This window comes from Vibrio tritonius, assembly GCF_001547935.1.
Taxonomy (GTDB): Bacteria; Pseudomonadota; Gammaproteobacteria; order Enterobacterales; family Vibrionaceae; genus Vibrio; species Vibrio tritonius.
Window position 1 is genome coordinate 2,106,940 of sequence record NZ_AP014635.1, and the last position, 24,011, is coordinate 2,130,950.

At 44.2% G+C, this 24,011-nt stretch carries 24 protein-coding genes; 14 read left to right on the forward strand and 10 right to left on the reverse strand.

The window, feature by feature from the left end:
• Window positions 1-4 precede the first annotated feature (4 nt).
• A complete protein-coding gene (locus JCM16456_RS09265; RefSeq protein WP_068713941.1) occupies window positions 5-772 on the reverse strand; it encodes a nucleotidyltransferase domain-containing protein in 768 nt (255 codons plus the stop codon).
• 245 nt (window positions 773-1,017) lie between these two features.
• Here JCM16456_RS09265 and yeiP point away from each other — a divergent pair, with 245 nt between their 5' ends.
• Together yeiP and JCM16456_RS09275 are read left to right on the forward strand one after the other, a co-directional pair.
• Complete coding sequence (gene yeiP, locus JCM16456_RS09270; RefSeq protein ID WP_068713942.1) at window positions 1,018-1,584, forward strand: elongation factor P-like protein YeiP; 567 nt, start codon at window positions 1,018-1,020, stop codon at window positions 1,582-1,584.
• Window positions 1,585-1,591: 7 nt separating this feature from the next.
• Window positions 1,592-1,912 carry an HI1450 family dsDNA-mimic protein gene (locus JCM16456_RS09275; protein WP_068713943.1) on the forward strand — a complete coding sequence of 107 codons (321 nt, stop codon included), beginning with the start codon at window positions 1,592-1,594 and terminating at the stop codon, window positions 1,910-1,912.
• A 54-nt stretch (window positions 1,913-1,966) separates the two neighbouring features.
• Here the strand turns inward: JCM16456_RS09275 and yqfB are convergent, their stop codons facing one another.
• Window positions 1,967-2,281: a N(4)-acetylcytidine aminohydrolase gene (gene yqfB / locus JCM16456_RS09280; RefSeq protein WP_068713944.1), complete on the reverse strand. Its 315-nt coding sequence runs from the start codon at window positions 2,279-2,281 to the stop codon at window positions 1,967-1,969.
• A 318-nt stretch (window positions 2,282-2,599) separates the two neighbouring features.
• On the opposite strand from yqfB, the gene JCM16456_RS09285 reads away from it, so the two are divergent.
• Entirely contained in the window at window positions 2,600-3,328 is a 729-nt protein-coding gene (locus JCM16456_RS09285; protein WP_068716009.1) for a DUF3581 domain-containing protein, read from the forward strand.
• Between the two features lie 73 nt (window positions 3,329-3,401).
• On the opposite strand, the gene JCM16456_RS09290 is transcribed toward JCM16456_RS09285, so the two are convergent.
• The gene (locus JCM16456_RS09290; RefSeq protein ID WP_068713945.1) at window positions 3,402-3,869 is read right to left on the reverse strand and encodes a methyltransferase family protein; all 468 of its coding nucleotides are present in this window, start codon (window positions 3,867-3,869) and stop codon (window positions 3,402-3,404) included.
• Window positions 3,870-3,996: 127 nt separating this feature from the next.
• Complete coding sequence (gene ydiJ, locus JCM16456_RS09295) at window positions 3,997-7,035, reverse strand: D-2-hydroxyglutarate dehydrogenase YdiJ (RefSeq protein WP_068713946.1); 3,039 nt, start codon at window positions 7,033-7,035, stop codon at window positions 3,997-3,999.
• A 208-nt stretch (window positions 7,036-7,243) separates the two neighbouring features.
• On the opposite strand from ydiJ, the gene JCM16456_RS09300 reads away from it, so the two are divergent.
• From JCM16456_RS09300 to JCM16456_RS09325, 6 genes are all read left to right on the forward strand, one after another.
• Window positions 7,244-7,924, forward strand: coding sequence for a DUF3334 family protein (locus JCM16456_RS09300; RefSeq protein WP_068713947.1), 681 nt, complete (start codon window positions 7,244-7,246; stop codon window positions 7,922-7,924).
• A gap of 115 nt (window positions 7,925-8,039) precedes the next feature.
• Entirely contained in the window at window positions 8,040-8,723 is a 684-nt protein-coding gene (locus JCM16456_RS09305) for a DUF2786 domain-containing protein (protein WP_068716011.1), read from the forward strand.
• 253 nt (window positions 8,724-8,976) lie between these two features.
• Entirely contained in the window at window positions 8,977-10,065 is a 1,089-nt protein-coding gene (locus tag JCM16456_RS09310; protein WP_068713948.1) for a J domain-containing protein, read from the forward strand.
• Between the two features lie 183 nt (window positions 10,066-10,248).
• Complete coding sequence (locus JCM16456_RS09315; protein ID WP_068713949.1) at window positions 10,249-10,446, forward strand: hypothetical protein; 198 nt, start codon at window positions 10,249-10,251, stop codon at window positions 10,444-10,446.
• Between the two features lie 338 nt (window positions 10,447-10,784).
• Window positions 10,785-11,177 (forward strand): hypothetical protein, encoded by a 393-nt coding sequence (locus tag JCM16456_RS09320; RefSeq protein WP_156430497.1) that lies wholly within the window; start codon window positions 10,785-10,787, stop codon window positions 11,175-11,177.
• Window positions 11,178-11,495: 318 nt separating this feature from the next.
• Entirely contained in the window at window positions 11,496-12,602 is a 1,107-nt protein-coding gene (locus JCM16456_RS09325) for a phosphoribosylaminoimidazolesuccinocarboxamide synthase (protein WP_068713950.1), read from the forward strand.
• Window positions 12,603-12,756: 154 nt separating this feature from the next.
• On the opposite strand, the gene JCM16456_RS09330 is transcribed toward JCM16456_RS09325, so the two are convergent.
• Entirely contained in the window at window positions 12,757-13,158 is a 402-nt protein-coding gene (locus JCM16456_RS09330; RefSeq protein ID WP_068713951.1) for a transporter, read from the reverse strand.
• Between the two features lie 469 nt (window positions 13,159-13,627).
• Here JCM16456_RS09330 and JCM16456_RS09335 point away from each other — a divergent pair, with 469 nt between their 5' ends.
• On the forward strand, window positions 13,628-14,629 hold the full coding sequence (locus tag JCM16456_RS09335) for a substrate-binding domain-containing protein (RefSeq protein ID WP_068713952.1): 1,002 nt from the start codon (window positions 13,628-13,630) through the stop codon (window positions 14,627-14,629).
• Window positions 14,630-14,689: 60 nt separating this feature from the next.
• On the opposite strand, the gene JCM16456_RS09340 is transcribed toward JCM16456_RS09335, so the two are convergent.
• On the reverse strand, window positions 14,690-14,989 hold the full coding sequence (locus tag JCM16456_RS09340) for a type VI secretion system PAAR protein (RefSeq protein ID WP_068713953.1): 300 nt from the start codon (window positions 14,987-14,989) through the stop codon (window positions 14,690-14,692).
• Between the two features lie 415 nt (window positions 14,990-15,404).
• Here JCM16456_RS09340 and JCM16456_RS09345 point away from each other — a divergent pair, with 415 nt between their 5' ends.
• On the forward strand, window positions 15,405-16,700 hold the full coding sequence (locus tag JCM16456_RS09345) for an L-cysteine desulfidase family protein (RefSeq protein ID WP_068713954.1): 1,296 nt from the start codon (window positions 15,405-15,407) through the stop codon (window positions 16,698-16,700).
• 79 nt (window positions 16,701-16,779) lie between these two features.
• Here the strand turns inward: JCM16456_RS09345 and JCM16456_RS09350 are convergent, their stop codons facing one another.
• From JCM16456_RS09350 to galE, 4 genes are all read right to left on the reverse strand, one after another.
• Window positions 16,780-17,163: a VOC family protein gene (locus JCM16456_RS09350; protein WP_068713955.1), complete on the reverse strand. Its 384-nt coding sequence runs from the start codon at window positions 17,161-17,163 to the stop codon at window positions 16,780-16,782.
• 215 nt (window positions 17,164-17,378) lie between these two features.
• On the reverse strand, window positions 17,379-18,533 hold the full coding sequence (gene galK, locus JCM16456_RS09355; RefSeq protein WP_068713956.1) for a galactokinase: 1,155 nt from the start codon (window positions 18,531-18,533) through the stop codon (window positions 17,379-17,381).
• A 58-nt stretch (window positions 18,534-18,591) separates the two neighbouring features.
• Window positions 18,592-19,644, reverse strand: a complete 1,053-nt coding sequence (locus JCM16456_RS09360) for a UDP-glucose--hexose-1-phosphate uridylyltransferase (RefSeq protein ID WP_068713957.1) — start codon at window positions 19,642-19,644, stop codon at window positions 18,592-18,594.
• Between the two features lie 35 nt (window positions 19,645-19,679).
• Window positions 19,680-20,696 carry a UDP-glucose 4-epimerase GalE gene (galE, locus tag JCM16456_RS09365; protein ID WP_068713958.1) on the reverse strand — a complete coding sequence of 339 codons (1,017 nt, stop codon included), beginning with the start codon at window positions 20,694-20,696 and terminating at the stop codon, window positions 19,680-19,682.
• A 470-nt stretch (window positions 20,697-21,166) separates the two neighbouring features.
• Between galE and JCM16456_RS09370 the strand changes: the two genes are divergently transcribed.
• Genes JCM16456_RS09370 through JCM16456_RS09380 form a run of 3 tightly spaced genes read left to right on the forward strand, consistent with a single transcriptional unit; the run spans window position 21,167 to window position 23,982 of the window.
• Window positions 21,167-22,855 (forward strand): NAD-dependent malic enzyme, encoded by a 1,689-nt coding sequence (locus JCM16456_RS09370; protein WP_068713959.1) that lies wholly within the window; start codon window positions 21,167-21,169, stop codon window positions 22,853-22,855.
• Window positions 22,856-22,903: 48 nt separating this feature from the next.
• Complete coding sequence (locus JCM16456_RS09375; RefSeq protein ID WP_068713960.1) at window positions 22,904-23,233, forward strand: DUF3392 domain-containing protein; 330 nt, start codon at window positions 22,904-22,906, stop codon at window positions 23,231-23,233.
• Entirely contained in the window at window positions 23,206-23,982 is a 777-nt protein-coding gene (locus JCM16456_RS09380) for a SanA/YdcF family protein (protein WP_068713961.1), read from the forward strand. The genes JCM16456_RS09375 and JCM16456_RS09380 overlap by 28 nt, the downstream gene beginning before the upstream one ends.
• The last annotated feature ends 29 nt before the right edge of the window (window positions 23,983-24,011 follow it).

Below are 24,011 nucleotides of genomic sequence, written 5' to 3' on the forward strand. Positions count from 1 at the left end.
CTTATTACCCGATACGAAACTCGGTCTTTTCATACTGCTTAGCCAGCCAAGGTCCAAAACTATCGATAAGACCAATTACCGAACGTTTAGGGATAAGCTTTCCTTTTAGTAAAATGCCTAAACGTTCCACTTCCACTTGTTTCTCGGGGTGATAACGTAAAAACTCAGCACCACACTTTATGGGATCGTCATACCACCGTTTATCACGATACATAACAAGTGAATAGGCTGCGCGCAAAAGCTTTTTGCCCACTTCGGTTTGAGCTCGAATCTGTTCTTCAGCTTGCTTTGCTTTGGCAATTTTTGCGCGATAATACGCCACACGGTAACCCACATCCATATTCCAATGTTTGGCGATTTCCCAGCTTGGCTCGTAATCACCAAAGCATTCACGCAAATCATCACCATAAACACAGAGACTGCAATGGCGCAGTAAAAATCCCCAAGAAAACAGGCTATCGAGCGAAGCCACCTCTTTCGCTAGAGCGGTCTTTACATTCACGTCAGTAATAAAGGCATAACTACGTTGAAAACGATACCGTATCGTATTGACTAACGTCGCTTTATTCTCTTCAAATGGTTGATGTGTCACCAAAATAATATCGACATTCGAACGACCCGGACGAGCACTACGCCGCGCTACGCTACCATAGATGTAGATACTATGTAGGTTGCTTCCCAGCCCCGCGCGAAAAAATTTCACAAGCTCCCCTACTGCGGGAGCATACTGAGATTGAAGAGGCTGTTCGGTTGATAACACACGCAATGGCATAAAAAATCGTGCTCCTGTGGATAATGCGTCTCGAAGAAAACAGCGTTATGTTCCCCTATCACGGGATATGAATCAATATGTGTTATCAGCGAAAAGGCGTTCTTTGGCAAGAATTTCTGTTCTCGCTCATTTAGCGCTCATTAAGTACCTCAGTAACCTAAGATGCAATGTTCTGCACACAAATATTTTTTTCCCTCGCGACCTTCGCTATAATGCAGCCACTTTATGTATGAAGGAATCTTTCCATGCCAAAGGCAAGTGAATTAAAAAAAGGTTTTGCAATCGTTACTGGCGGTAAAACTCTGCTTATTAAAGACATCGAAGTAACCACTCCAGGCGGTCGCGGCGGCTCAAAAATTTACAAACTACGTTGTACTGACCTAGCAACAGGTGCTCGCGTTGACGAACGTTTCAAATCTGACGATTTTCTAGATACCGTTGATATGAACAAGCGCTCTGTGTCATTCTCTTATGTTGATGGTGATGATCAAATCTTCATGGATAATGAAGACTACTCACAATTCACGTTCAAAACTGAAGAGATTCAAGAAGAACTATTGTTCATCACTGAAGACATCAAAGGCATGCAAGTTGTTCTCGTTGACGGCAAAGCAGTTGCCTTAGAACTACCAGCATCTGTTGAGATGGTAATCGAAGAAACTGACCCATCCATCAAAGGCGCTTCAGCTTCTGCACGTACGAAACCTGCACGTTTCGCAACAGGTCTTGTTGTTCAAGTTCCTGAGTACATCGCAACAGGTGAACGCGTAGTGATCAACACTACTGAACGTAAATTCATGAGCCGAGCATAAGAGACGAATGACTGATTTAATTTCTTACGACGATATTATCGAAACTGCCTATGACATCTTTTTAGAGATGGCACCTGATAACCTAGAGCCAGCAGACGTCATTCTGTTTACAGCCCAATTTGAAGATCGTGGCGCGGCAGAAGTGGTCGAAATTGGTGAAGATTGGGTGGAACATGTAGGTTTCGAAATCGACCAAGAAATTTATGCGGAAGTTCGCATAGGGCTAGTCAATGAAGAGAACGATGCGCTTGACGATGTGTTTGCGCGCCTACTTCTAAGCCGCGACCCAGATCAGAAATTCTGTCATATGCTTTGGAAGCGTGACTGATGTTCAAAAGCCAACCTCACGGTTGGCTTTTTTGTTGCGATACCTTAACTGAACTCAACGAGGGTTAACAATATGAAAAGTCAACACATACAGCTCTTCAACTCCAGGATAAATCTCATCAATTACCCGTTTTAATTCAGGTAACGTCATATTTTCTTGCTGAGCATGAAATTCCGTAAGTTGTGAGAAACCGACCGGCTTAACCGACTCAATTTCAATGGTGCAGAAATAGCGATTGTCTTCAAACGTCGCCACTCGAACTACATCACCTGTTTGGTAGTCTTTCTCGCTATCGTCACGGATGGTGATAACCTTTTTACCCGCTACAATATCCGCTTCAAATCGTTCAAAAAATGTAATGTGCTTCATGATATTCGTATGCTTATCTTTTGCTTTGAGTTGCTATGTTAACGTGTTCTTGCCGCAGGCTCATGCATTTCTTTACATGACGAAAAAATACAAGCTGGATCAGCTCTCCAGGCCGCCAACCCATATAACGTGACTATTCTTTTATTCAACAAAGAGAAAAATTGAATCATTCCATACAAAATAACTACCTACAACTAACGAATAATTAACCTAACCGTATTAATTATTAGAGATCGATAGATTTATTTCACTGGATAGACCATTTATGGCAATTTGTCGGGTATAATGCCGCACGGTTTCGATGACGTAGCGTATATTATGTTTCTAACTCCTTATTTTTCATCTCACGATGCTCAAATCCAGTTTACTCGCCAACAAGCGAGCCACTTTGCTAAAAAAGTAGCTGGTGACTTTAACCCAATTCATGACGAAGACAGCAAACGTTTCTGTGTTCCTGGTGATTTGTTGTTTGCGGTACTGCTTCAGCAGGAAGGCATCAGCCAAAAAATGCGTTTCGACTTTTCTGGTATGGTGAGCGATGGTGTACTTCTACACATCGATAATCGTAACGAGGAAGAAAGCGCTGTTGTTGACGCTGCTGGCAAAGAATATCTGCACCTAAACCGCTCTGGCGAAACCAGTCACAATGCTGATTTTATCGAACATGTTGTGACAAATTACGTACGATTTTCTGGCAAAAATTTCCCACACATCATGGTTCCTCTAATGGAAGAGAAACAAATGATGATTAACTGCCAGCGCCCACTCGTCATTTACGAAAGTATGGAAGTCGAATTCGATCGCCTAGACCTAACTCATCCAGAAGTTGAATTTACTGGTGCAACATTTGATGTTGATGGTAAACGTGGGGTGGTTACCCTAAACTTTGCCTTTAAAGAAGATGGCATTGTGATTGGCAAAGGGGTGAAACGTATGGTAGCCAGCGGCCTGAAGCCATACAACCAAGAAGATATCGATGACCTAGTGGCTCGCTTTAACGAACGTAAGAACGCTTTTCTTACAGAGCACTGTTCAGCAGTAGCGTAACAGGCAATAAAAATTTTAACAAAAAGCCCAATCTCTGATTGGGCTTTTTTGCATAGACTCTTCACTAAACAAGCTATAACCAACGTCTTACTTTAGCTTGGTAATCACGATAGACATCACCAAAATGTTGAACCAAAAAACGCTCTTCAGGTTCAATTTGAAAACGTTGTAGATACAAAACAAACAGCCAAACCACCACCAACGCCGCCACATTCTGTAAATAATAGGCAATCCCAAGCAACAAAAACGCTAAGCCTACATACATAGGGTTACGACTAAATCGAAATACTCCCCCGGTCACCATAGTGGTCGTTTTTTCTAAGCGAATCGGGTCAACCGTAGTTTTTGCGACATAGAAAGCCCACACACCGCCTAAACCGAAACCAAGCGAAAACAGCAAGCAAACACCGTATCCTATCAGAGGAAATGGCCAGAATACGGTAAGGTTTTCAAACCATTGCAACGAAAAATATTGTGCAGCGAGTGCAATCACAAACAAGATGACTGGTGGTATTTTTCGTTCTAGTGGATGATGTTGCATGCGTAAACCCCCTCGCCCGCCAAACCATCTACATTATACCCAAGCCCCAAAAAGGACAATAAAAAGCTCGACAACACGTCGAGCTTTACCTATCTGAGGCAATATATCATGAGGGTTTTACGCGCCATTAAACCAAATTCAACAGTGCCTGCAGCGGATGTTTAGGTTTGATATGCTCAAATCGTTTTACTTGACTTCTGCAGCTATAACCGGAGATCAAGCAACGATCTGTTGGTAACTTGTTGAGATTTGGTTTCCAACTTAACGCATAGATATCTTTGGACATCTGTAACTTATCCACTTCATGGCCAAAGGTCCCAGCCATGCCACAGCACCCAACTGGTACAGATTGTAGTGTGGCACCAAAGTGGTTAAAAATAGCCCCCCACTCTTTTTCTGTATTGGGCAGTTTTGTCTTTTCGGTACAGTGTGCAAAAAGATACCAAGGCGCACTATCTTGTTGCGGCGCTTTGGCGGTAAATTGCGCTAGACGTGGCATCAGCCATTCATGAACCATTAAGACATTGAACTGGCCAAGTCGGTCACCGAGTAGCTCAGCGTATTCATCTCGATAACAGAGCACTAATGCTGGATCCACCCCAACCATGGGAATACCAAGTTGAGCCACTTCATTTAAAAAAGCAGCAGCCGATTCTGCAGTAGATTTAAACTGCTTTAAGAACCCTTTAATGTGCTGTGCCTTACCATTAGGCTTAAACGGCAACAACACCGGCTTCTTACCCAGTTTGACCAACAGAGCAATAAAATCTTCGACTACATCTGCTTCGTAGTAACTGGTAAACGGATCTTGAACAATAATGGTGTAATTATCACGCTCTTGCTCTGACAAAGCAGCGAGGCGCTGCATGTCAAAGTTTTCTAGAGGATGTCGACGAATCCTTTTGGCTAATGTTGGGACCGAAAGCAGCGGTGCATCGACATACCCAACCGTCGAAGCAGTCAGGTTCTTCACCCAACCTTGTTCAAGCATGGCATTAACCACTTTGGGCACACGAGCCATTAGTGGCAGCATGGTTTCAATATTCGCCACCAAATAATCTTTCATCGGGCGCTGATAACGAGAGTGGTAAATATTAAGAAAACGAGAGCGGAAACTTGGCACATCGACCTTAATTGGGCATTGGCTAGCGCATGCTTTACACGCCAAACAACCATTCATTGCCTCATAAACTTCATGAGAAAAATCATACTCATGCCGTTTGTTGATTCGATTACGAACACGGTCAATAAGCCCTTTTATTGAGGCGTTATTCTGGTAGGTTTCTTGTTCCAAACTGAGGATATCTACCCCTTGTTCGGTTAATTGACGCAGCCATTCACGCACCAGACCAGCACGACCTTTCGGCGAATGGCGTCGATCCGCCAACACTTTCATTGAAGGACACATTGGCGAAGCAGTATCGTAGTTAAAGCACAAGCCGTTACCATTACATTCCATTGCTTGTTTAAAACTATCACGCACTTGAACGTCGATTTGACGGTCATAATGACCACGCATCACACTGGCCACTTTCACCAACTCTGCGTCGGAATCAAGAGGGGTACAAATTTTACCCGGGTTCATTTTATTGCTTGGATCAAATGCAGCTTTAACACGGCGCAGCTCTTTATATAACTCTTCACCAAAAAAAGCGGGGCTGTATTCAGAACGGTAACCTTTACCGTGCTCACCCCACATCAAGCCGCCATACTTGGCAACCAGCTTGACTACTTCATCGGAGATTTCGAGCATCATACGCTCTTGCTCTGGGTCACACATATCCAACGCTGGACGAACGTGCAACACCCCGGCATCCACGTGACCAAACATCCCGTAGGCAAGGCCTTTAGAATCAAGCAATGCGCGAAATTCGACAATGTAGTCCGCCAGATGCTCCGGTGGAACACAAGTATCTTCAGTAAATGGAATCGGTTTAGCGCGACCTTTTGCTGCACCAAGAAGCCCCACAGCTTTCTTACGCATGCCGTAAATACGATTGATACTTGGCAAGTCATCACACACTTGATAGCCGATAATACCCGCTTCGCCTTGCGCTAATGTCTCATCAAGCGATGCCACCAGCTTACTTACCAACTCATTGACTTGTGCTTGATCTTGATCTGCAAACTCAACAATGTTGATCCCCTGCATCTCTTTGCCCGGGACATCAGTAATCAACTCTTTCACACTGTGCCAAACAATATCCTGTTTAGCTAAGTTAAGTACTTTAGAGTCGACCGTTTCCACTGACAATGCGTTGGCTTGCACCATGAGAGGCGCATTGCGCAGCGCTGAATCAAAACTATCGTATTTGATGTTAACCAACGTACGGGCTTTAGGAATGCGGGTTAAATTAAGTTTGGCTTCTGTAATGAAGGCCAGTGAACCTTCTGCACCACACAAGACTCGCGTGATATCAAACCGATCACTTTCTTCATCGATCGCATTTTTTAGGTCATAGCCCGTTAAAAATCGGTTTAATGGCGGAAATTTATCCACAATTTGCTGGCGTTTGTCACGGCACACTTGCTCAGTGACATCATAAGCTTGTGCTGCATAGCCCTCAGTGGGGTGCCCCGCAGAAAGATCCGTTTCCAAAATCGAACCATCAACAAACACGGCTTGTAAAGAGAGAACATGATCAGAGGTTTTACCGTATTTCAATGAACCCTGACCCGATGCATCCGTGTTAATCATCCCACCTAATGTCGCGCGGTTACTGGTGGAAAGCTCTGGGGAGAAAAAATAGCCGTAAGGGCGAATCGCATCGTTTAACTGGTCTTTAATCACGCCAGCCTGAACACGAACCCAACCATCTTCTTCATTTATTTCAAGAACTTTGTTCATATGTCGCGACAAATCAACGACAATACCTTTAGTCAGGGATTGTCCATTTGTTCCCGTACCGCCACCACGAGGTGAAAAAGTGATCGCCGAAAAGTTCGGTTTTGAACTAATCTTTCCTATTAAGGAGACGTCCTCGGTGGTTCGCGGATGAATCACTGCCTGAGGGAGTTGTTGATATACACTATTATCAGTGGCAACCGAGAATCGACTTGAATATTGAGTCTCGATGTCACCAGTAAAGCCAGCAGCTTCCAGTTCGTGCAAATACGTATGCACGACCGGGTCAATATCAGATTGGTGGTGAAGTCTTGGTAACATGTGCTTCCTGCCCCTACATCGCTGATCCAATCAGCCGTGGGTGATGGGTTAATTTATAAATTAATCTTTGAGTTTGGTCACTTTACAACATTTAAAAAGGTGTTCAAAACAGAATCTGAATGACAGAATGAATTGAAGCGAAAATTTATGCTACAAATACGTTGTCTATTTCGTTTCTCATAACAGTTTTTTTTGACGGATTAAAATAATGAGTAAAAACAAGACCATCACTACCGAAGACATTTTGTTGAAATTGTGTCAATCGGTTTCAACCGTGCTAAGCTCAGCAACAGGTGAGAGAATCACCTATTCTGCCATGGTACAAAAAATCACCAAAACGTCGCTAAAGCCAGATTTCGGTTGTTTCGTACTCTTTGATGGCGGATTCTCAGGTCTGGTTGTCATTAACTTTACCTCTAAAGCCGCTCTTGAACTTTACTCCAGTTACATGCGTAATATGGGTATTCCTGAAGAAGAATTAGCGGTATTACACACATCCGACGAAGTGGGCGATGTGCTTGGGGAACTGATGAACCAATTGGTCGGCGATTTCACAAACAAAGTGCGTAAAGAACTGCAAACCAATATCACCCAAAACCAACCTAAGATGTTGTCTTTAAACAAACAAGTTAATTTGTCGGTTGACACCAATCTAGACCGTCCTCAAGCTCGTCGAGTTACCTTCTCAACTCAAAACAACAACATTTTCTATCTTGAGTTAGCGATGGACAAAACCGAGTTCATCCAGTTGGAAGATTTTGAAGTTCGTGAAGACGAAAGCCCTGATGCAATCTTAGAAGCCGCTCGCAAACAAATGTCACAAGACAAGCCAGCGCCAGCCGCAAGCGATGATTCAAACGATGATTTGCTCGACTCACTCGGTATTTAATTCACTTTTCTTTGGCTATCTCGCACAGAGATAGCCTCTTCCCTTTCTATTTTTTCCTAAAAACGTTAAAATAACGGACTTTTCCAAACGCCATAAATCGTTTTTTCGCATGCCTATAGATAAACAAAAAGCGCTCAAGAAAATTGCTAAATGTCTTGAACTGGGTAATTCAGCTAACGTAAACGAAGCGGCGAATGCCATAAAAATGGCACACCGTTTGATGATGAAATACGGTCTCGATAAAGACGACATCGAATTCATCAAAATGGGTAAAACGCAATCTACCCATCTACTCCCCGCCAATATTGGTTCTAACATCCTGCGCATTATTCGTGGTATCAACACGAAATTTGGTGTTGAAGCGGTGCTTCTCAACCATAAAGGACTCAAACGCGTTGAGTTTATCGGTGAAGCGGATCGTGCCATCTTCGCAGCTTTTGCCTTTGATATTATTTATCGTGAGATGAATGAGCAAACCGGTCAATTTCGTAACAGTTTTGCGGGCAGTGGCACCTCGTCGACAGAAGTTACTCGACGAGTGAACTCCTTCCTCTCCGGTTGGATTGAAGGCGCGCTTGAGAAATTACCAGAAATCGCACCCGATGAAGACTCAGCCAACAAAATCAATAGCTATATTGATAAAGAGTTTGAAAACATCGACCGTGAAACCTTTAAACAACAAATGCGTGAAGCAATAAAAAACCTCACAGAAGATTACGAAGTGGGATTAAAAAAAGGCCGCCGCGTTTCAGTTAGCCGCCCTATTGATGGTGCGCAAGCGCCTAAAATGCTTAAGTAACAAACAAGTTTTAGTGAAGGTGTTATTAAGTGGTGTGGTAATCCACACCATTTGCCTCTATTCTTTGTAGTGTCTATCCAGCAGACAAAACTCGTGGCTTATCCATGCATTGCTTTACATCAAACGTGCGTGCACAGCCCTGTAATTTGCATGTTGGCATATCGATAGACAAGATCTCATTTTCCGTTCCAGCGGTTGATTACCACCGCACGTTAGCGTGTGTAACACCCTTTTTCATCATGGATTGACGACTGTGTTGCGATTGTTTGTTCTGTTAGCTCTGTTTTTCACTCCTTTAACTCACGGTGCCGATATATCGGTGCTTCTCACTCAAGCTCAAGCCAATAGCGTTCAGGCCCAATATGCCCTAGGTTTAGCCTACCAACAGGGAAAAGACACGACTCGCAGCCTTCCCGATGCCTTTTACTGGTTTGAGAAAGCCGCAGAGCAAGGTCATAACAAAGCTATAGAACAAGTCGCGGAGGCGTATCTCTACGGTTTGGGAACAGACAAAGATCCGCAGCAGGCCGTCTATTGGCTCACTAAACTTGCCACATTGGGACAAACCACCGCGCAAGCAACATTAGGTGACTACTATCAAAAGCTCGGAGCCCAGCGTATCGACGCGCAAGATTTAGCCCAGGTTTGGTATCGCATTGCCAGCGCAAAAGATCCTCAAGCCGAGGCGAAGTATACAAAAATCCTAGAAAACAAGTTCAATCAACAGCGTGCTAAGCAAGTCGCATCGATTAAACAGCTAGAACAAGCGATTCCAACTCCCTCACAAAACGACACCGAATTATTAAACAACGCTCAACCTAGCGCATCGTCAGATGATATTCCCAATGGCAGTGGTTCTGTTGCTAGTGATTACTTACTTTTGGCGGGCCTATTAATTATTATCTTCTCCTCAATGTGGAGTATGACTTTGTGGCGACGTCGGAAACAGAAAAAAGTACAGCATCAACAAGATGAAAAGCACGCACAACAACAGCTATTCAATCAACAAAAAAAGCAACTGAAGAAGCAGAAACAGCAGTTAGAAACCCTATTTAACGAGGTTTCTCGCTTACAAAGTGACAAACAAAAGCTAACCCGATTATTAGCAAAAAAGACACAAACACCTCCCTCACCACAATCACCGCCTCAAACCAATCAAAACCTCGCCGTGGCATGCGCGCTATTTGGCTTTATGCCTAATCAGATTCCTGATGAAAAGGCGATTAAACTGCGCTACAAACAGCTCTCAAAAATCTACCATCCTGATATGAAGGGCTCTGAAGAAGAGATGAAACGCCTCAATAGTGCAGTCAAGATAGTCATGGCCCATCGCAAGCGATAATTTGAAAATAGCCCTAAAGAAGAAGTGTTTTTCCATCAAAACGTAACATAATGGCAGTACGCTTAAGCAATCAATTTCTGTTCCAGTTCTGTCACAGTTGCGAAGAACCCCTTTGGTCACTTCGCCTTTTATGAAATAATACACATAACTATTAACGCCTTAGTTCAAGGTGGGAGAGAAAAAATGATACTCAAACAACGGGTATGTGATTGGTGTAAACGCCCGGGTCAATTAACAAAACACGAATACTTTGATGGCAAAGCGTTCTACGCCTGTGAAGGATGTAATGAGCATGCGCGTTTAGACGTACGCCAATATAACTTAGAAGAACTGGCCTTTCGCCAGCAAGTGAAAAACTCACCTTCAGCCCCGACATTATAAGTACACATTTTGAAGCACTAAGCGCCTTTGATGGCGCTTTTTTGTTTTCTGCCTTTGCTCCACCAGTGGTTGAACATCATCAGTAATGAGCAGAAAATAGTGGTAACCACTGTATAAACCACGAACAAAAAACGTGCAGAAAGTCACAATCCAAACCGTTCTCTCACTCAGTAGCACAAAACCGCTATTATTTTATTTAACTATTAATTCAATTAGTTAGCTCGACAAACCTCAATCAAAAATAGCAACTTGTGTAAATTACGCACAAATAAACACTTGATCAGCTACCTGTATAGATATACTGTATACACATACAGCATGTGTAAAAGGACAGTATTATGATTCACCTAAATCGTTCTCTCCCCTCATTGGCTCAAGAGCACTTTGTTTCTTCTTTTGTTAATGCCAACACCAGCCTCAACATGATGACGCGTCTAGAACGTTTGTCTCAGCAGCAACAATGGATTCTGTTTACTGCCGAATGCCGCCGCCCTCGAGTGAATGAGCTGGCAGCCTATCGTATTCGGTGTGAAAAAATCATCCATATGAAGCCTTCTCAATCGCGTGATGAATTATCGATTGCCATTCAAGCCATTGAAAGTGGTAATGCTAGTGCGGTGGTTGTCTCGAAAGCAATCCGCGAGGCAGATCGAGAACGCTTAGTCCAACTGGGCCGACAATACCAATGCGAAGTCTTTTTTGTTGATTCACAAAGTAGTGCGCTTCACTAAATTCACTGCCCTTTGCAACACATTTACTGTAACTTTCTCTCCTACTATGCTGTAGACAACGCTCATATACGCATGAGTTTGTCGTAGGAGACTTTTTCTTCAAGCCATACACGACTCAATGGCGATTGAGACTTACATCATCCCCTCTTAAAAACTGCGCTAACGCATCAAAACAGTGAAAAAATTCATTAATTAGGCAAACGTTTGCTTTTTCTCTGGCGGCGCAGGACAGTTCTGGTATCATGCACGCAGTAAACGATATCTCTCCTGTTTGATATCTCTTCTCAACGACGTTTGAAATAAGATAGGAATGTCTAAATGAGCCTTGCAGATCAAGTCCTTGCCGTCAACGACGACCTCCCAATTCGTACACACCAACCCGTTCATAGCGGTAAAGTTCGTTCAGTCTATTGGCTAACTGAAGAAGATAGCCGCCGTCTGATCCAAGAAAAAGGATATGACGTAGCACCCGATGCCCCGCTTGCCATCATGGTGATCAGTGACCGTATCTCTGCGTTTGACTGTGTGTGGCATGCAGAAGGTGGCCTTAACGGTGTTCCAGGCAAAGGCGCAGCATTAAATGCTATCTCTAATCATTGGTTTGATCTGTTTAAACAAAATGGTTTGGCTGACAGCCACATTCTGGATATTCCACATCCATTTGTTTGGATCGTACAAAAAGCCAAACCCGTAAAAGTTGAAGCAATTTGTCGCCAGTACATCACCGGCTCAATGTGGCGTGCCTACACGAAAGGTGAACGCGAATTCTGCGGCATCCAATTACCTGAAGGCTTAGAAAAAGATTCTCGCCTGCCTAATTTGCTGATGACGCCATCAACCAAAGGCATCCTTCGCGGCATTCCTGGAGTTCCTGAAGCAGATGATGTAAACATCACTCGCCAGGATTTGGAAAACAATTTTGCGGCGTTCAACTTTAGCAAAGCAGCGGATATCGATTTGTATGAAACCCTGCTTCAACAAGGTTTCAACGTGATCAGTGATGCTCTAGCGGCAATTGATCAAATCTTCGTTGATACCAAATTTGAATTTGGTTACGTTTCAGATGCCAAAGGCGTTGAAAAACTGATCTACATGGATGAAGTTGGCACTCCGGATTCTTCTCGTATTTGGGATGAAGCGGAATACCGCAACGGTAAGATCGTGGAAAACTCAAAAGAAGGCTTCCGCCAGTTCCTACTCAACTACTTCCCAGATCCAGATATTCTGCTTAACAAAGAACGTATGCCTGAACGTGAAGCACTCGCTCGTGATAATGCACTACCGCTTGAAGCTTTGATGGATATTTCGCGCACTTACTTGGGTATTGCTGAAAAAATCATTGGTAAGCCAATTGAACTCAGTAACAACCCTAAACAAGAAATCATTGATATCTTGGATAAAGAATACGGACTAATTGCCCACTAAGCACTTAACCTTTCCAAAGATCGAGAACGGGGCTTGTGCCCCGTTTTTTTTACAAATAGATTATCTAAACAAAGAGCTCATCTGAACAAGGTTGTTCCTCAATCAAGACTCGCGCTTGAAGTAGATAGTGGTCTCAATAACGTGATTAGCCCCACTATTCTGCCGCTTCTAAATGGCTCGACACTTCCACCACAAATTCATCACTTGCGGAACAATGAATTCGCACCTTGCCTTTTTGCTCGATGATATCGATCTGCTGCTCTTCTAGTGCGTAAGGCATAATCAATTTAATTTGGTCGATCCCCTCTTGGCGAGCAAGACGGAACAAGTTAATCAAATTCGACTCATCACTACGTCGACTGGAAAGCCGATCTAATGCGATATCCCATAAACGTTCTTCTGGATCTTTTTGACTGTTAGGCACATGTTTAACCATTGCCCCAGACAATGGATACAGCGAGCCGAGCACATCGGCAAAGGTCCACTTTTTAGTGCACGACGCCCCTAAAAAGCTGGTGTAATCAAATGTTGCATTTATTTTCTTATGCTCTTCCATGTTGCCTCCGACCTAATGACGTCCGACATCATTAAATATTGAGCAATTAGGTGCTTATAGCAATGTGATATTAGAAAATGGTCTGATATGACGATTAAACCTATCTAAGAGCTATTAAAGCCACAGCTTAGCAACATCCAGTGTACAAACCCATCATAAGTGTTGGCTATTTTATTAATAAGCACACGAACGAATTCGCAATTCATTGGCAAAACAGGAATAAATAACAGAAATGACCACCATGCTTTATCCTAAGCATGCTTTAAAGGCACAACAGATAGTTGATGTAGCGCTCCATTTTAGCTCAGCAAATGGGTCATCACGCCCCCGAGGCAAATGACTTCAAGTACAATCTCAAAAATTGGCTTATTTCTCATCGATCTAACGCATAAAATACCCACTCAAATTTGCCATAATTCATTGAAAAGTGTTTAATTCTAATTAATTACGAATTGTTGAGTTAGGTGTTATGGCCACCATTAAAGATGTCGCGAAAGCGGCCGGCGTTTCAGTCGCTACCGTGTCACGCGTGATCAATAAATCTCCCAAAGCCAGTGCTTCTTCTATTGAAGCCGTTACCAAAGCAATGAGCGAACTGGGTTACCGCCCAAACGCTGCTGCGCGCGCTTTAGTTAATCAAAGCACAGAGACAATGGGAGTCTTGGTCTCAGATGTGTCTGACCCTTTTTTTGGTACCTTGGTCAAAGCCGTAGATATGGTTGCTCATCAAAATGGCAAACATGTTCTGATCGGTAATGGATACCACAACGAAGAGGGTGAACGCCAAGCGATCGAACTGTTGATCAACAACCGCTGTGATGCATTAGTCATTCACTCCAAAGCATTGAGCGATGCCGAGTTAATTGAGTTTGCCAAAGAAGCAAAAGGAATGGTGCTGATTAATCGCCATATTCCTGAAATCGCTCACCGTTATATCTCCTTAGATAACTTCAAAGGAGCCTATTTAGCGACGGAATTTTTGATTCGTAGTGGTCACAGGCATATTGCGTGTATCGCTTCAAATCATCCAATTGAGGACGTCGACCAACGTATCAATGGCTACAAAGCCGCATTAGCTGATAATGGTATTGTCCTTTCCGAAGACTATATTGATTATGGCGCACCAAGTTTAGAAGGTGGCGAAGCGGCCATGACCAATTTGTTAACTAAATCCATCCCAATCACTGGCGTGGTGGGTTATAACGATTACATGGCGGCGGGCGCACTCTCTATTTTGGATGAAAATGGCATCGCGATTCCAGATCAAATGTCCATTGTTGGTTTCGATGACGGATTAATTGCTCGTTACATGAAACCAAGGCTAACTACCGTGCGCTACCCAATTAGCATGATGGCCGAAAAAGCCGCTTTGTTAGCGTTGCAGTTATCACGAGATGAAGCGATTAACCCTGATATTTCAACTCGCTATTCTCCAACCATGGTCAAACGTGACTCCGTAAAGCCGTGCTAAAGAATTGAACAGATAAAAAAACACCGTGATATCACGGTGTTTTTTTATGCTTATTATGCGTTATCCGATAATCACAGTGCCAGATCCAACAGCGATAGTCCCGCCACAATCGACAGCATCACCAAGACGCGCAGCCGCAACACCGTTAATTTTAACTGTACCAGACCCCGCAGCGACACTGCGCCCATGAAGGCCGTGAGGTGTTTTGGGACATGGGCAAGAATGCAACTGCAGTGGGTCACCTACACGCGCTGCCGCAATACCATCGATAAAAACATCACCACTACCCGCTGTAATCGCGGTGGGAGGAAAACAGCCGTGCCCTGTATCGATATCACCAACTCTTGCTGCTCCAGGCATAGAAACTCCTAAATCCTAATCTTTATCAACCAAAGAGAAAACTATCCTCTTTATAAAGCCTTCAGCTGGCATATAAGTAGATAGCTCATCATAAGTGTTGTTTAAAGTATGCAATATACGCACCGAACAACACCTCGCTTAATATCAATAAGTTAGCATTAAACCATAAGCAATAATTTACCCAGCGAGCAAGTTGTTGCCTATCACTCCGTTTAGTGGGCAAACAATCGACATCCCCAAAAAGCAACGTTCTATTGGCTACAGGTTAGTCAAATGAAATAGATTACTCCACAAACCCACAAATAGAGAAAAATATACTGCATATTGCGATTTTATATCAAAACAAAGCAAAACATTTCTCAAGTAGGGTCGGTATAGTTTTACCTTAACCTAAGCTGGAAAATAAGGATAATCGATGAAAACGCAAGCATGGGAAAGTTTACTCTCCGTATTAAAAAAAGAAGTGGTTCCAGCATTAGGTTGCACTGAGCCTGTTTCAGTGGCGCTGGCGGCAGCAAAAGCGCGTACTTTATTGCCTAATCCCCCACGCTTTATCGATGTGTTTGTTTCTCCTAACCTAATGAAAAATGGCATGGGTGTTGGTGTTCCGGGAACCGGCACTGTGGGTTTGCCCATTGCCGCTGCAGTTGGAGCTTTAGCAGGCAATTGCGAAGCTGGATTAGAAGTTCTAAAAGCGATCACCCCTGACGATGTTAGCGCGGCTAAAGCAATGTTGGATCAAGGTGTGGTTCGCGTTCAGGTTGCTAGCGTTTCCAATATTCTCTATGCCAAAGTGGTCCTATCTGACGGTGAAAATACCGTAACCGTCACCATTGCCGACAGCCATACCCAAATTGTCTCTATCGAAGAGAATGGCATCACTACTTATCGTCAAGCGCTGGTACAACAAAGTGACACTGAACAGGTCTCCACTAACCCATTCGAGTCGCTCTCTGCACAAGACGTGTATGAGTTTGCACTCAATGTGCCACTTGAAGACATTCGCTTTATTGAACAAGCAAAAGTGCTCAACGATGCCCTGTCTCAAGAAGGTTTATCTGGTCACTATGGTCTGAGAATCGGTGCCACCTTTGCTCGTAACGTAGAGCGCGGTCTGCTGTCTGGCGGCCTATTAACCGACATTCTTGCAAGAACTTCAGCGGCATCCGATGCTCGTATGGATGGTGCGATGAAACCAGCTATGAGCAACTCTGGTTCAGGGAACCAAGGTATTGCGGCCACTATGCCCGTCGTCGTTACCGCCGATTTTCTCAAATCGAGTGAAGAAGAGACCTTACGTGCATTGGTGTTGGCAAACTTGATGGCAATTTACATCAAAAGCCACCAACACAAACTTTCAGCTTTATGCGGTGCAACAACTGCATCAATGGGCGCAGCTGCTGGCATGACCTATCTGCTAGGGGGTAATTTCGCCCAAATAGGGCAAACGATCAGCAGTATGATTGGTGACATTGCTGGGATTATTTGTGATGGAGCCAAAACCAGTTGCGCGATGAAAGTCTCTTCCTCTGCAGGTGCAGCAGTGAAAGCCTCACTCATGGCTTTAGATGGCGTGTTTGTAACGGGTAATGAAGGGATTGTAGCGAACGATGTGGATACCTCAATCCGCAATTTATCGGCCTTAGCAAATGGTTCTATGACCCAAACCGACGTGCAAATTCTGGATATTATGGTGCGTAAAACCGCTTAATTAAGTTGTACTGCTTAAATCATGACGGGAACAACAACATAGTCCCGTCATGAGCTAATCAACAGAGCAATATCATCATCTAGGCAGATAACACATGCGCTGCACACAATTTATTACCAAACGGGTCGCGTAAGTAAGCAAGATATAACTGACGTGTACCGTTTACACGCAATCCTGGTGGGTTTTCACAAGTGGTGCCGCCATTGGCGATACCTGCCGCATGCCAAGCATTTACTTGCTCTTCTGATGTCGCAGCAAAACCGATGGTCATGCCATTACCATAAGTGGCCTTTTCACCATTGATGGGTTTGGTGATCATAAAGCGTCCGCCGTTGCCACTGTAGGCAATACGTCCTTTGGCATCAATAACACCTGCTGGGTAACCTAACTCTTGCATAACCGCATCGTAAAAACGCTTTGACTGCTCAATATCATCTGAGCCCAACATAATATGGCTAAACATGTAAATCCCTTATTTTAAAAAGATATGGTCTTATGCTGCGCTTGCTACACAGCGGCTTGCTTTAGCAAATCAGGTAAGCACTTTCTCTGTGCGAATAGGCTAAAGTCCACCACCACATTAACGCGCTATATCGAATTCGTCACCTAATAAACAGGATGAACCAATAAAAAAACTGGCCCAACTGGACCAGCTTTTATTGGCATTAGATCAATTAGTTAGGCAACCAGACCTGCCCCATCCGTTGCATGACAGACGTAGATGGTTTCTTTTAGGCCAGTTTTCGCTTCATACTGAGCAGCAATCGCACCTTTTACATCATTCACCAATGCAGGTGGCACCAACGCAACCACGCAACCACCAAAACCGCCGCCTGTCATACGCACGCCACCTTGAGTACCAACAACTTCCTTAACGATATCGACTAAGGTATCAATCTCTTTTACGGTGATTTCGAAATCATCACGCATTGAAATATGAGATTGCTCCATAAGCTCAGCCATACGCTTCATATCACCTGCAGCTAAGGCTTGTGCGGCTTCTTCAGTACGGTCATTTTCGGTGATCACATGACGAGCACGTTTAGCCACAACAGGATCAAGCTCGTTTTCTTTCATCACAAACTGCTCGATGCTAACGTCGCGCAGTGCTTTAACGCCGAAGATACGCGCAGCTTCTTCACATTGCTCGCGGCGAGTGTTGTATTCACTATCCACTAAGCCACGTTTTTTGTTGGAGTTAATAATCACAACCGCCATATCTTCAGGCATAGAAACCGCCGTTGTTTCAAGACTACGACAATCAATCAATAACGAGTGATTAGCTTGCCCTTCAGCAGAAATAAGCTGATCCATGATACCGCAGTTACAACCCACAAATTGGTTTTCCGCTTGCTGACCATTCAAAGCAATTTCAGCTTGGGTGATATTCAAGCTGTAGAGTTCTTTGAATGTTTGGCCAATCACCACTTCCAACGCAGCTGAAGAACTCAAACCAGCACCTTGAGGTACGTTGCCAGAAACAGCGATATCCGCACCATTAAATTGGTAGCCGCGCTCAATCAAAAACTTCACAACGCCACGGATGTAGTTCGCCCACAGTTTGTTTTCGATAAACTCGATCGGCGCATCTAATGAAAACTCATCTTGTGCATCTTCGTAGTCACACGCGACAACACGCACGATACGATCGTCACGTTTCGCCGCAGCCACCACCGTTTGGTAGTTAATTGCACATGGTAAAACAAAACCGTCGTTATAGTCGGTATGTTCACCAATTAGGTTAACGCGGCCAGGTGCTTGAATACGATAATCAGGTTGGTACGCAAACACACGTTCAAAAGAATTGTTCACATTTTGCATAGGTTCAGACATGGTCATTTACTCTTTTTATCAAGACTCAAGACAGCGCTTAAGTCTATGGTTGTAGGGTTTATTGTTCTTTAAAGTGAATGTCGCTGACATCACGAAGGCGCGCTGCTGCTTGTTCTGCGGTTAAATCACGTTGTGATTCCGCCAACATTTCATAGCCCACCATAAATTTGCGCACCGTTGCACTACGTAACAGAGGTGGGTAGAACAGTGCATGTAGCTGCCAATGGTCGATATTGGTGCCTTCATCAAAGAAAGGCGCATAGTGCCATCCCATTGAATAAGGGAATGAGCATTGGAATAGGTTGTCGTAACGACTGGTCAGTTTTTTCAGCGCAACAGCCAGATCATCACGTTGCGCTTCGGTGAGCTCGCTCATGCGGCGCACATGAGTCTTAGGTAATAACATTGTTTCAAACGGCCATGCTGCCCAATAAGGCACTACTGCCAACCAGTGTTCGGTTTCGACTACGGTGCGTGAACCATCTTTCAGCTCCGCATTCACATAATCCACCAGCAAGTTAGAACCTTGTTGATCGAAGTAGGCTTTGAGATTTTTCTCTTTGCGTTCGATTTCATTTGGTAAGAAGCTGTTCGCCCAAACTTGACCGTGTGGGTGAGGTTGAGAACAGCCCATGGTCTCGCCCTTGTTTTCAAATACTTGAACCCAAACATACTCTTTACCTAGCTCTTCAATCTGGTCATTCCAAGTATCAATCACTTGGCGAATGGCTGGCACTGGTAGTTCTGGCAAGGTTTTGCTGTGATCAGGAGAAAAACAGATCACTCGGCTTAAGCCACGTGCACTTTGGGTACGAAACAGCGGATTGGTCGATTCAGGCGCCTCAGGTGTATCTTCGGTCAACGCAGCAAAATCGTTACCAAACACGTAGGTGCCTTGATAATCTGGGTTAGCATCACCCGACACACGCTTATTGGTTGGACATAAAAAACAGTGTTCATCGTATTTAGGCAGTACCTTGATTGCAGGTTTTTCATCTTGGCCACTCCAAGGGCGTTTAGCACGGTGTGGTGAAACCAAAATCCACTGCCCCGTTAATGGATTGTATCGACGGTGTGGATGATCAACAGGATTAAACGTAATTTCAGACATTCTCATTTCTCTCAATATTCGGTAAACAGCACAGCCTATTTTTCGTAGCCGTTAGGATTATTGGATTGCCATAACCATGTATCTGCAGTCATCTGCGCAATGGTACGTGTCGCTTTCCAGCCTAATTCGGCTTCTGCTTTTTCGGTACTTGCCCAACACTCTGCAATGTCACCCGGACGGCGTGGGCAGAGTTTGTAAGGCACATCATGACCACACGCGGTGGCAAAAGCGTGCACCATATCAAGCACACTCGACCCTTGACCTGTGCCGAGATTGTAAATATGCAAGCCAGCTTTCGAGCCTACACTGTTGAGCGCAGCAATGTGCCCATCGGCCAAATCAAGCACATGGATATAGTCACGAACGCCCGTGCCATCAGGGGTTGGGTAATCATTACCAAATACGGCTAACTCGGCGCGACGACCGACCGCCACTTGGGCAATAAATGGCATCAGATTATTAGGGATGCCTTTCGGATCTTCCCCCATGGTGCCAGATGGATGCGCGCCAACCGGGTTGAAATAACGCAGTAGTGTGATGCTCCAATCAGGCTCAGCCTGGAACAGATCACTTAAACACTGCTCAACCATGTACTTACTGCGTCCGTATGGATTGGTAGTATTGCCAGTGGGAAAAGCTTCGGTAATTGGCACAGAGGCTGGGTCGCCGTACACCGTTGCAGACGAGCTAAAGACTAAGCTTTTGACGCCCGCTTTACGCATTGCACGAGCCAACACCAATGAGCCATTAACGTTGTTATCATAATATTCAAGAGGTTTTGCGACCGATTCGCCAACCGCTTTAAGCCCAGCGAAATGAATGACTGCGTCGATCTCTTGTTCGCTAAACACGTGATCGAGAAAAGCTTCATCACGTACATCACCTTGGTAAAAAACAGGAGTTACATCCGTTAAAGCTTGAATTCGGTTTAACACTTCTTTATTGGCGTTACACAGGTTATCGACAATCACTGGCGTAATTCCAGCTTGGATCATTTGCACACATGTGTGACTACCGATATACCCCATACCACCGGTGACAAGTACGTTCACATTCCACCTCTCAATTCAGTCAGTTTAAGCACCAAAGTCCGTATGTTTGCACAATTAGGCGCTCTGAAATTGAGCTCAGTTTAGCAACCTCTTAGGCTTTCTTTCTGTGATATTTGACACATTGTGTAAACGTTACCACTAAAAATCTTATCATCACCTTAATCAACTTCTCAATAAACAAGTTAACCTATTGGTTTAAATAAAATATTTGGTTTTTTACATTAAATTAAACGTTTACATTGATTAACAGGCAGCACTCAATAATCCCTCAATCAGGTCAAGTAGCTTCTTTTTTACGTGGAACCGTTTGCGTATGAGTTTGCTTAATTAGAGAAAATTGATGTAAATCGTTATGAAAAGATTACATAAATATGATGAATAATGTCTTATTCGTTAAGGCTTTCTATTTACAATAACAAGTCTAATCCGTATCATTTTTGGGTCTTCTTTCACCCCTACTAAGGCCGAAAATGAACAACGACAAACGTCCTCTATATTTACCGTATGCTGGGGCAGCTCTAATGAGTACCCCACTACTGAACAAAGGCAGTGCGTTTACTGCTGACGAACGCGCAACATTTAACCTTGAAGGCCTTCTGCCAGAAGCAACCGAAACCATCCAAGAACAAGTCGTACGTGCTTACCAACAATATTGCAGTTTCGAAAGTGATATGGATAAACATATCTATCTTCGTAACATACAAGACACTAACGAAACTCTTTTCTACCGCCTTGTTCAAAATCACATCTCTGAAATGATGCCTATCATTTACACTCCAACAGTGGGTGCAGCATGTGAAAACTTCTCTAATATTTATCGCCGTGGACGCGGTCTTTTTGTTTCTTACGAAAACCGCGATCGTATTGATGACCTACTTAACAACGCAGCGAACCAAAACGTAAAAGTCATCGTTGTAACCGATGGTGAACGTATTCTTGGCCTAGGCGACCAAGGTATTGGTGGTATGGGGATTCCAATTGGTAAACTGTCTCTGTATACCGCTTGTGGTGGTATCAGCCCAGCTTACACTCTTCCAGTCGTTCTTGATGTAGGTACTAACAACCCGCAACGCCTAGCTGACCCAATGTACATGGGCTGGCGTCACACTCGTATCGAAGGTGCCGAATACGACGCATTCGTTGAAGAATTCATCGAAGCAGTTAAACGTCGTTGGCCAGATGCTTTGATTCAGTTTGAAGACTTCGCGCAGAAAAACGCGATGCCTCTACTACAACGCTACAAAGACCGCGTATGTTGTTTTAACGACGACATTCAAGGTACTGCGGCGATTGCAGTAGGTTCTTTGCTAGCAGCATGTAAAGCCGCTGGAACAAAACTGTCTGATCAACGTATTACCTTCTTAGGTGCAGGCTCTGCCGGTTGTGGTATCGCAGAAGCGATCATCGCGCAAATGGTGTCGGAAGGCATCAGCGACGAAAAAGCTCGCTCACAGGTTTACATGGTAGACCGTTGGGGACTACTGGAAGAAGGTATGCATAACCTTCTCGATTTCCAACAACGCCTAATGCAGAAGAAATCCAATACCGCAGATTGGACAGCTGAAGGCAATGGCTTCTCACTACTTGATGTAGTTCGTGAAGCAAAACCAACCGTGCTCATCGGCGTTTCAGGCGCTCCTGGTCTATTCAGCGAAGAAGTGATTAAGACCATGCACGCCAATTGCCCTCGTCCAATCGTGTTCCCACTGTCTAACCCAACTAGCCGTGTTGAAGCAACACCTGCTGACATTCTACGTTGGACGAATGGTGAAGCGCTTGTGGCAACCGGTAGCCCATTTGATCCAGTACAATTGGATGGTAAAACTTACCCAATTGCACAATGTAACAACAGCTACATTTTCCCAGGTATTGGCCTAGGCGTACTTGCGGTAGGTGCTCGCCGTGTTACCGATGAAATGTTGATGGTATCAAGCCGTGCATTAGCAGAAACCTCGCCATTAGCTATCAATGGCCATGGTGCACTACTGCCACCACTTGAATCTATTCACTCAGTATCGAAGAAAATTGCTTTTGCTGTCGCGAAAGTCGCAATCGAACAAGGTGTTGCACCAGCTCGTACTGATGAAGCCATTACTGAAGCGATTGAACAACATTTCTGGCAACCAGAATATCGTCGCTACAAACGTACTGCGTTTTAAGCCATACTTAAGCCCCTACTTCAGGGGCTTTTTTATTTTGTGATTATGATGACTTTATTCCATTATTTTGCGCCAGCTGGCCAGTTTATCGCACCGTACCTTTCTGATATTTCAATCGCTTTTATCGCTTGTTTGTTAGTGATGCTAGGCGGAGAAATCAATGCGGCGATTCGTCGCCTTATGCGCCAACAGCATTTTTTGGTTCGCACCCTAATTTTTATTCTTATTAACGCGTTTGGTTACGGATTAATCATCGTAAAAGCAAGCCCTTACCTAGCTCGGACACTAGCCCAGCTTGAAAGAGGCATGATGTTCCTTATCGTGGTAATCAGCTTTATTGTTATTGGCCTATGGGCACAAAGAAATCGTCAAATCTAAGTCGTCAATCGACTCAACTCTCTCGTTTCTCGCGTTTTAAACGTGCGCTGCGCCGCTGCGTATTGCTCAGTGGCGTTGCGGTCATAGCAGGCGGCGCTTGTCTTATCGGTGTTGATAGATGGATAGCTTGGCAAACCCAAAACAACATTATGACCGACATTGATGATGTCTCGCATTATCAAGTTGCCGTGGTGCTGGGCACCAGTAAATATCTCGGCAAAACCCTTAACGACTACTATATGAATCGCATTAACGCAGCGATCAAGCTTTTTCATGAGGGGAAAGTCAGTAATTTTTTGCTTAGTGGGGATAATGCTCACCGTTCTTATAACGAACCGTGGACGATGAAACGCGATTTGCTCAAAGCAGGGATTCCTGAAAGTGCTATTCATCTCGACTACGCCGGTTTTCGCACCTTAGATTCCATTGTGCGAGCCAAGCGAATTTTCGATACCAGTCACTTTCTCATTATTACTCAAGGCTTTCACTGTGAACGAGCACTCTACATCGCCCATTATCACGACATCCAAGCCTCTTGCCTTGCTGTTGCTGGTCCAACACATTTTTCCGGTATGAGCGTCCGTGTAAGAGAAGTCTTTGCGCGCGCAAAAGCCTTTGTTGACCTCTATTTATTGAATACTCAACCTAAATTCCTCGGCCCTAAACAGCCCATCACCCCACTAAATGAAGACAACAAAGAACCGTCGCTCGAAGCAAGTGAACCAGAGATGACGAATGCCAATCCGTGACCTCAAATAAACCCGTGACCACAAATAAA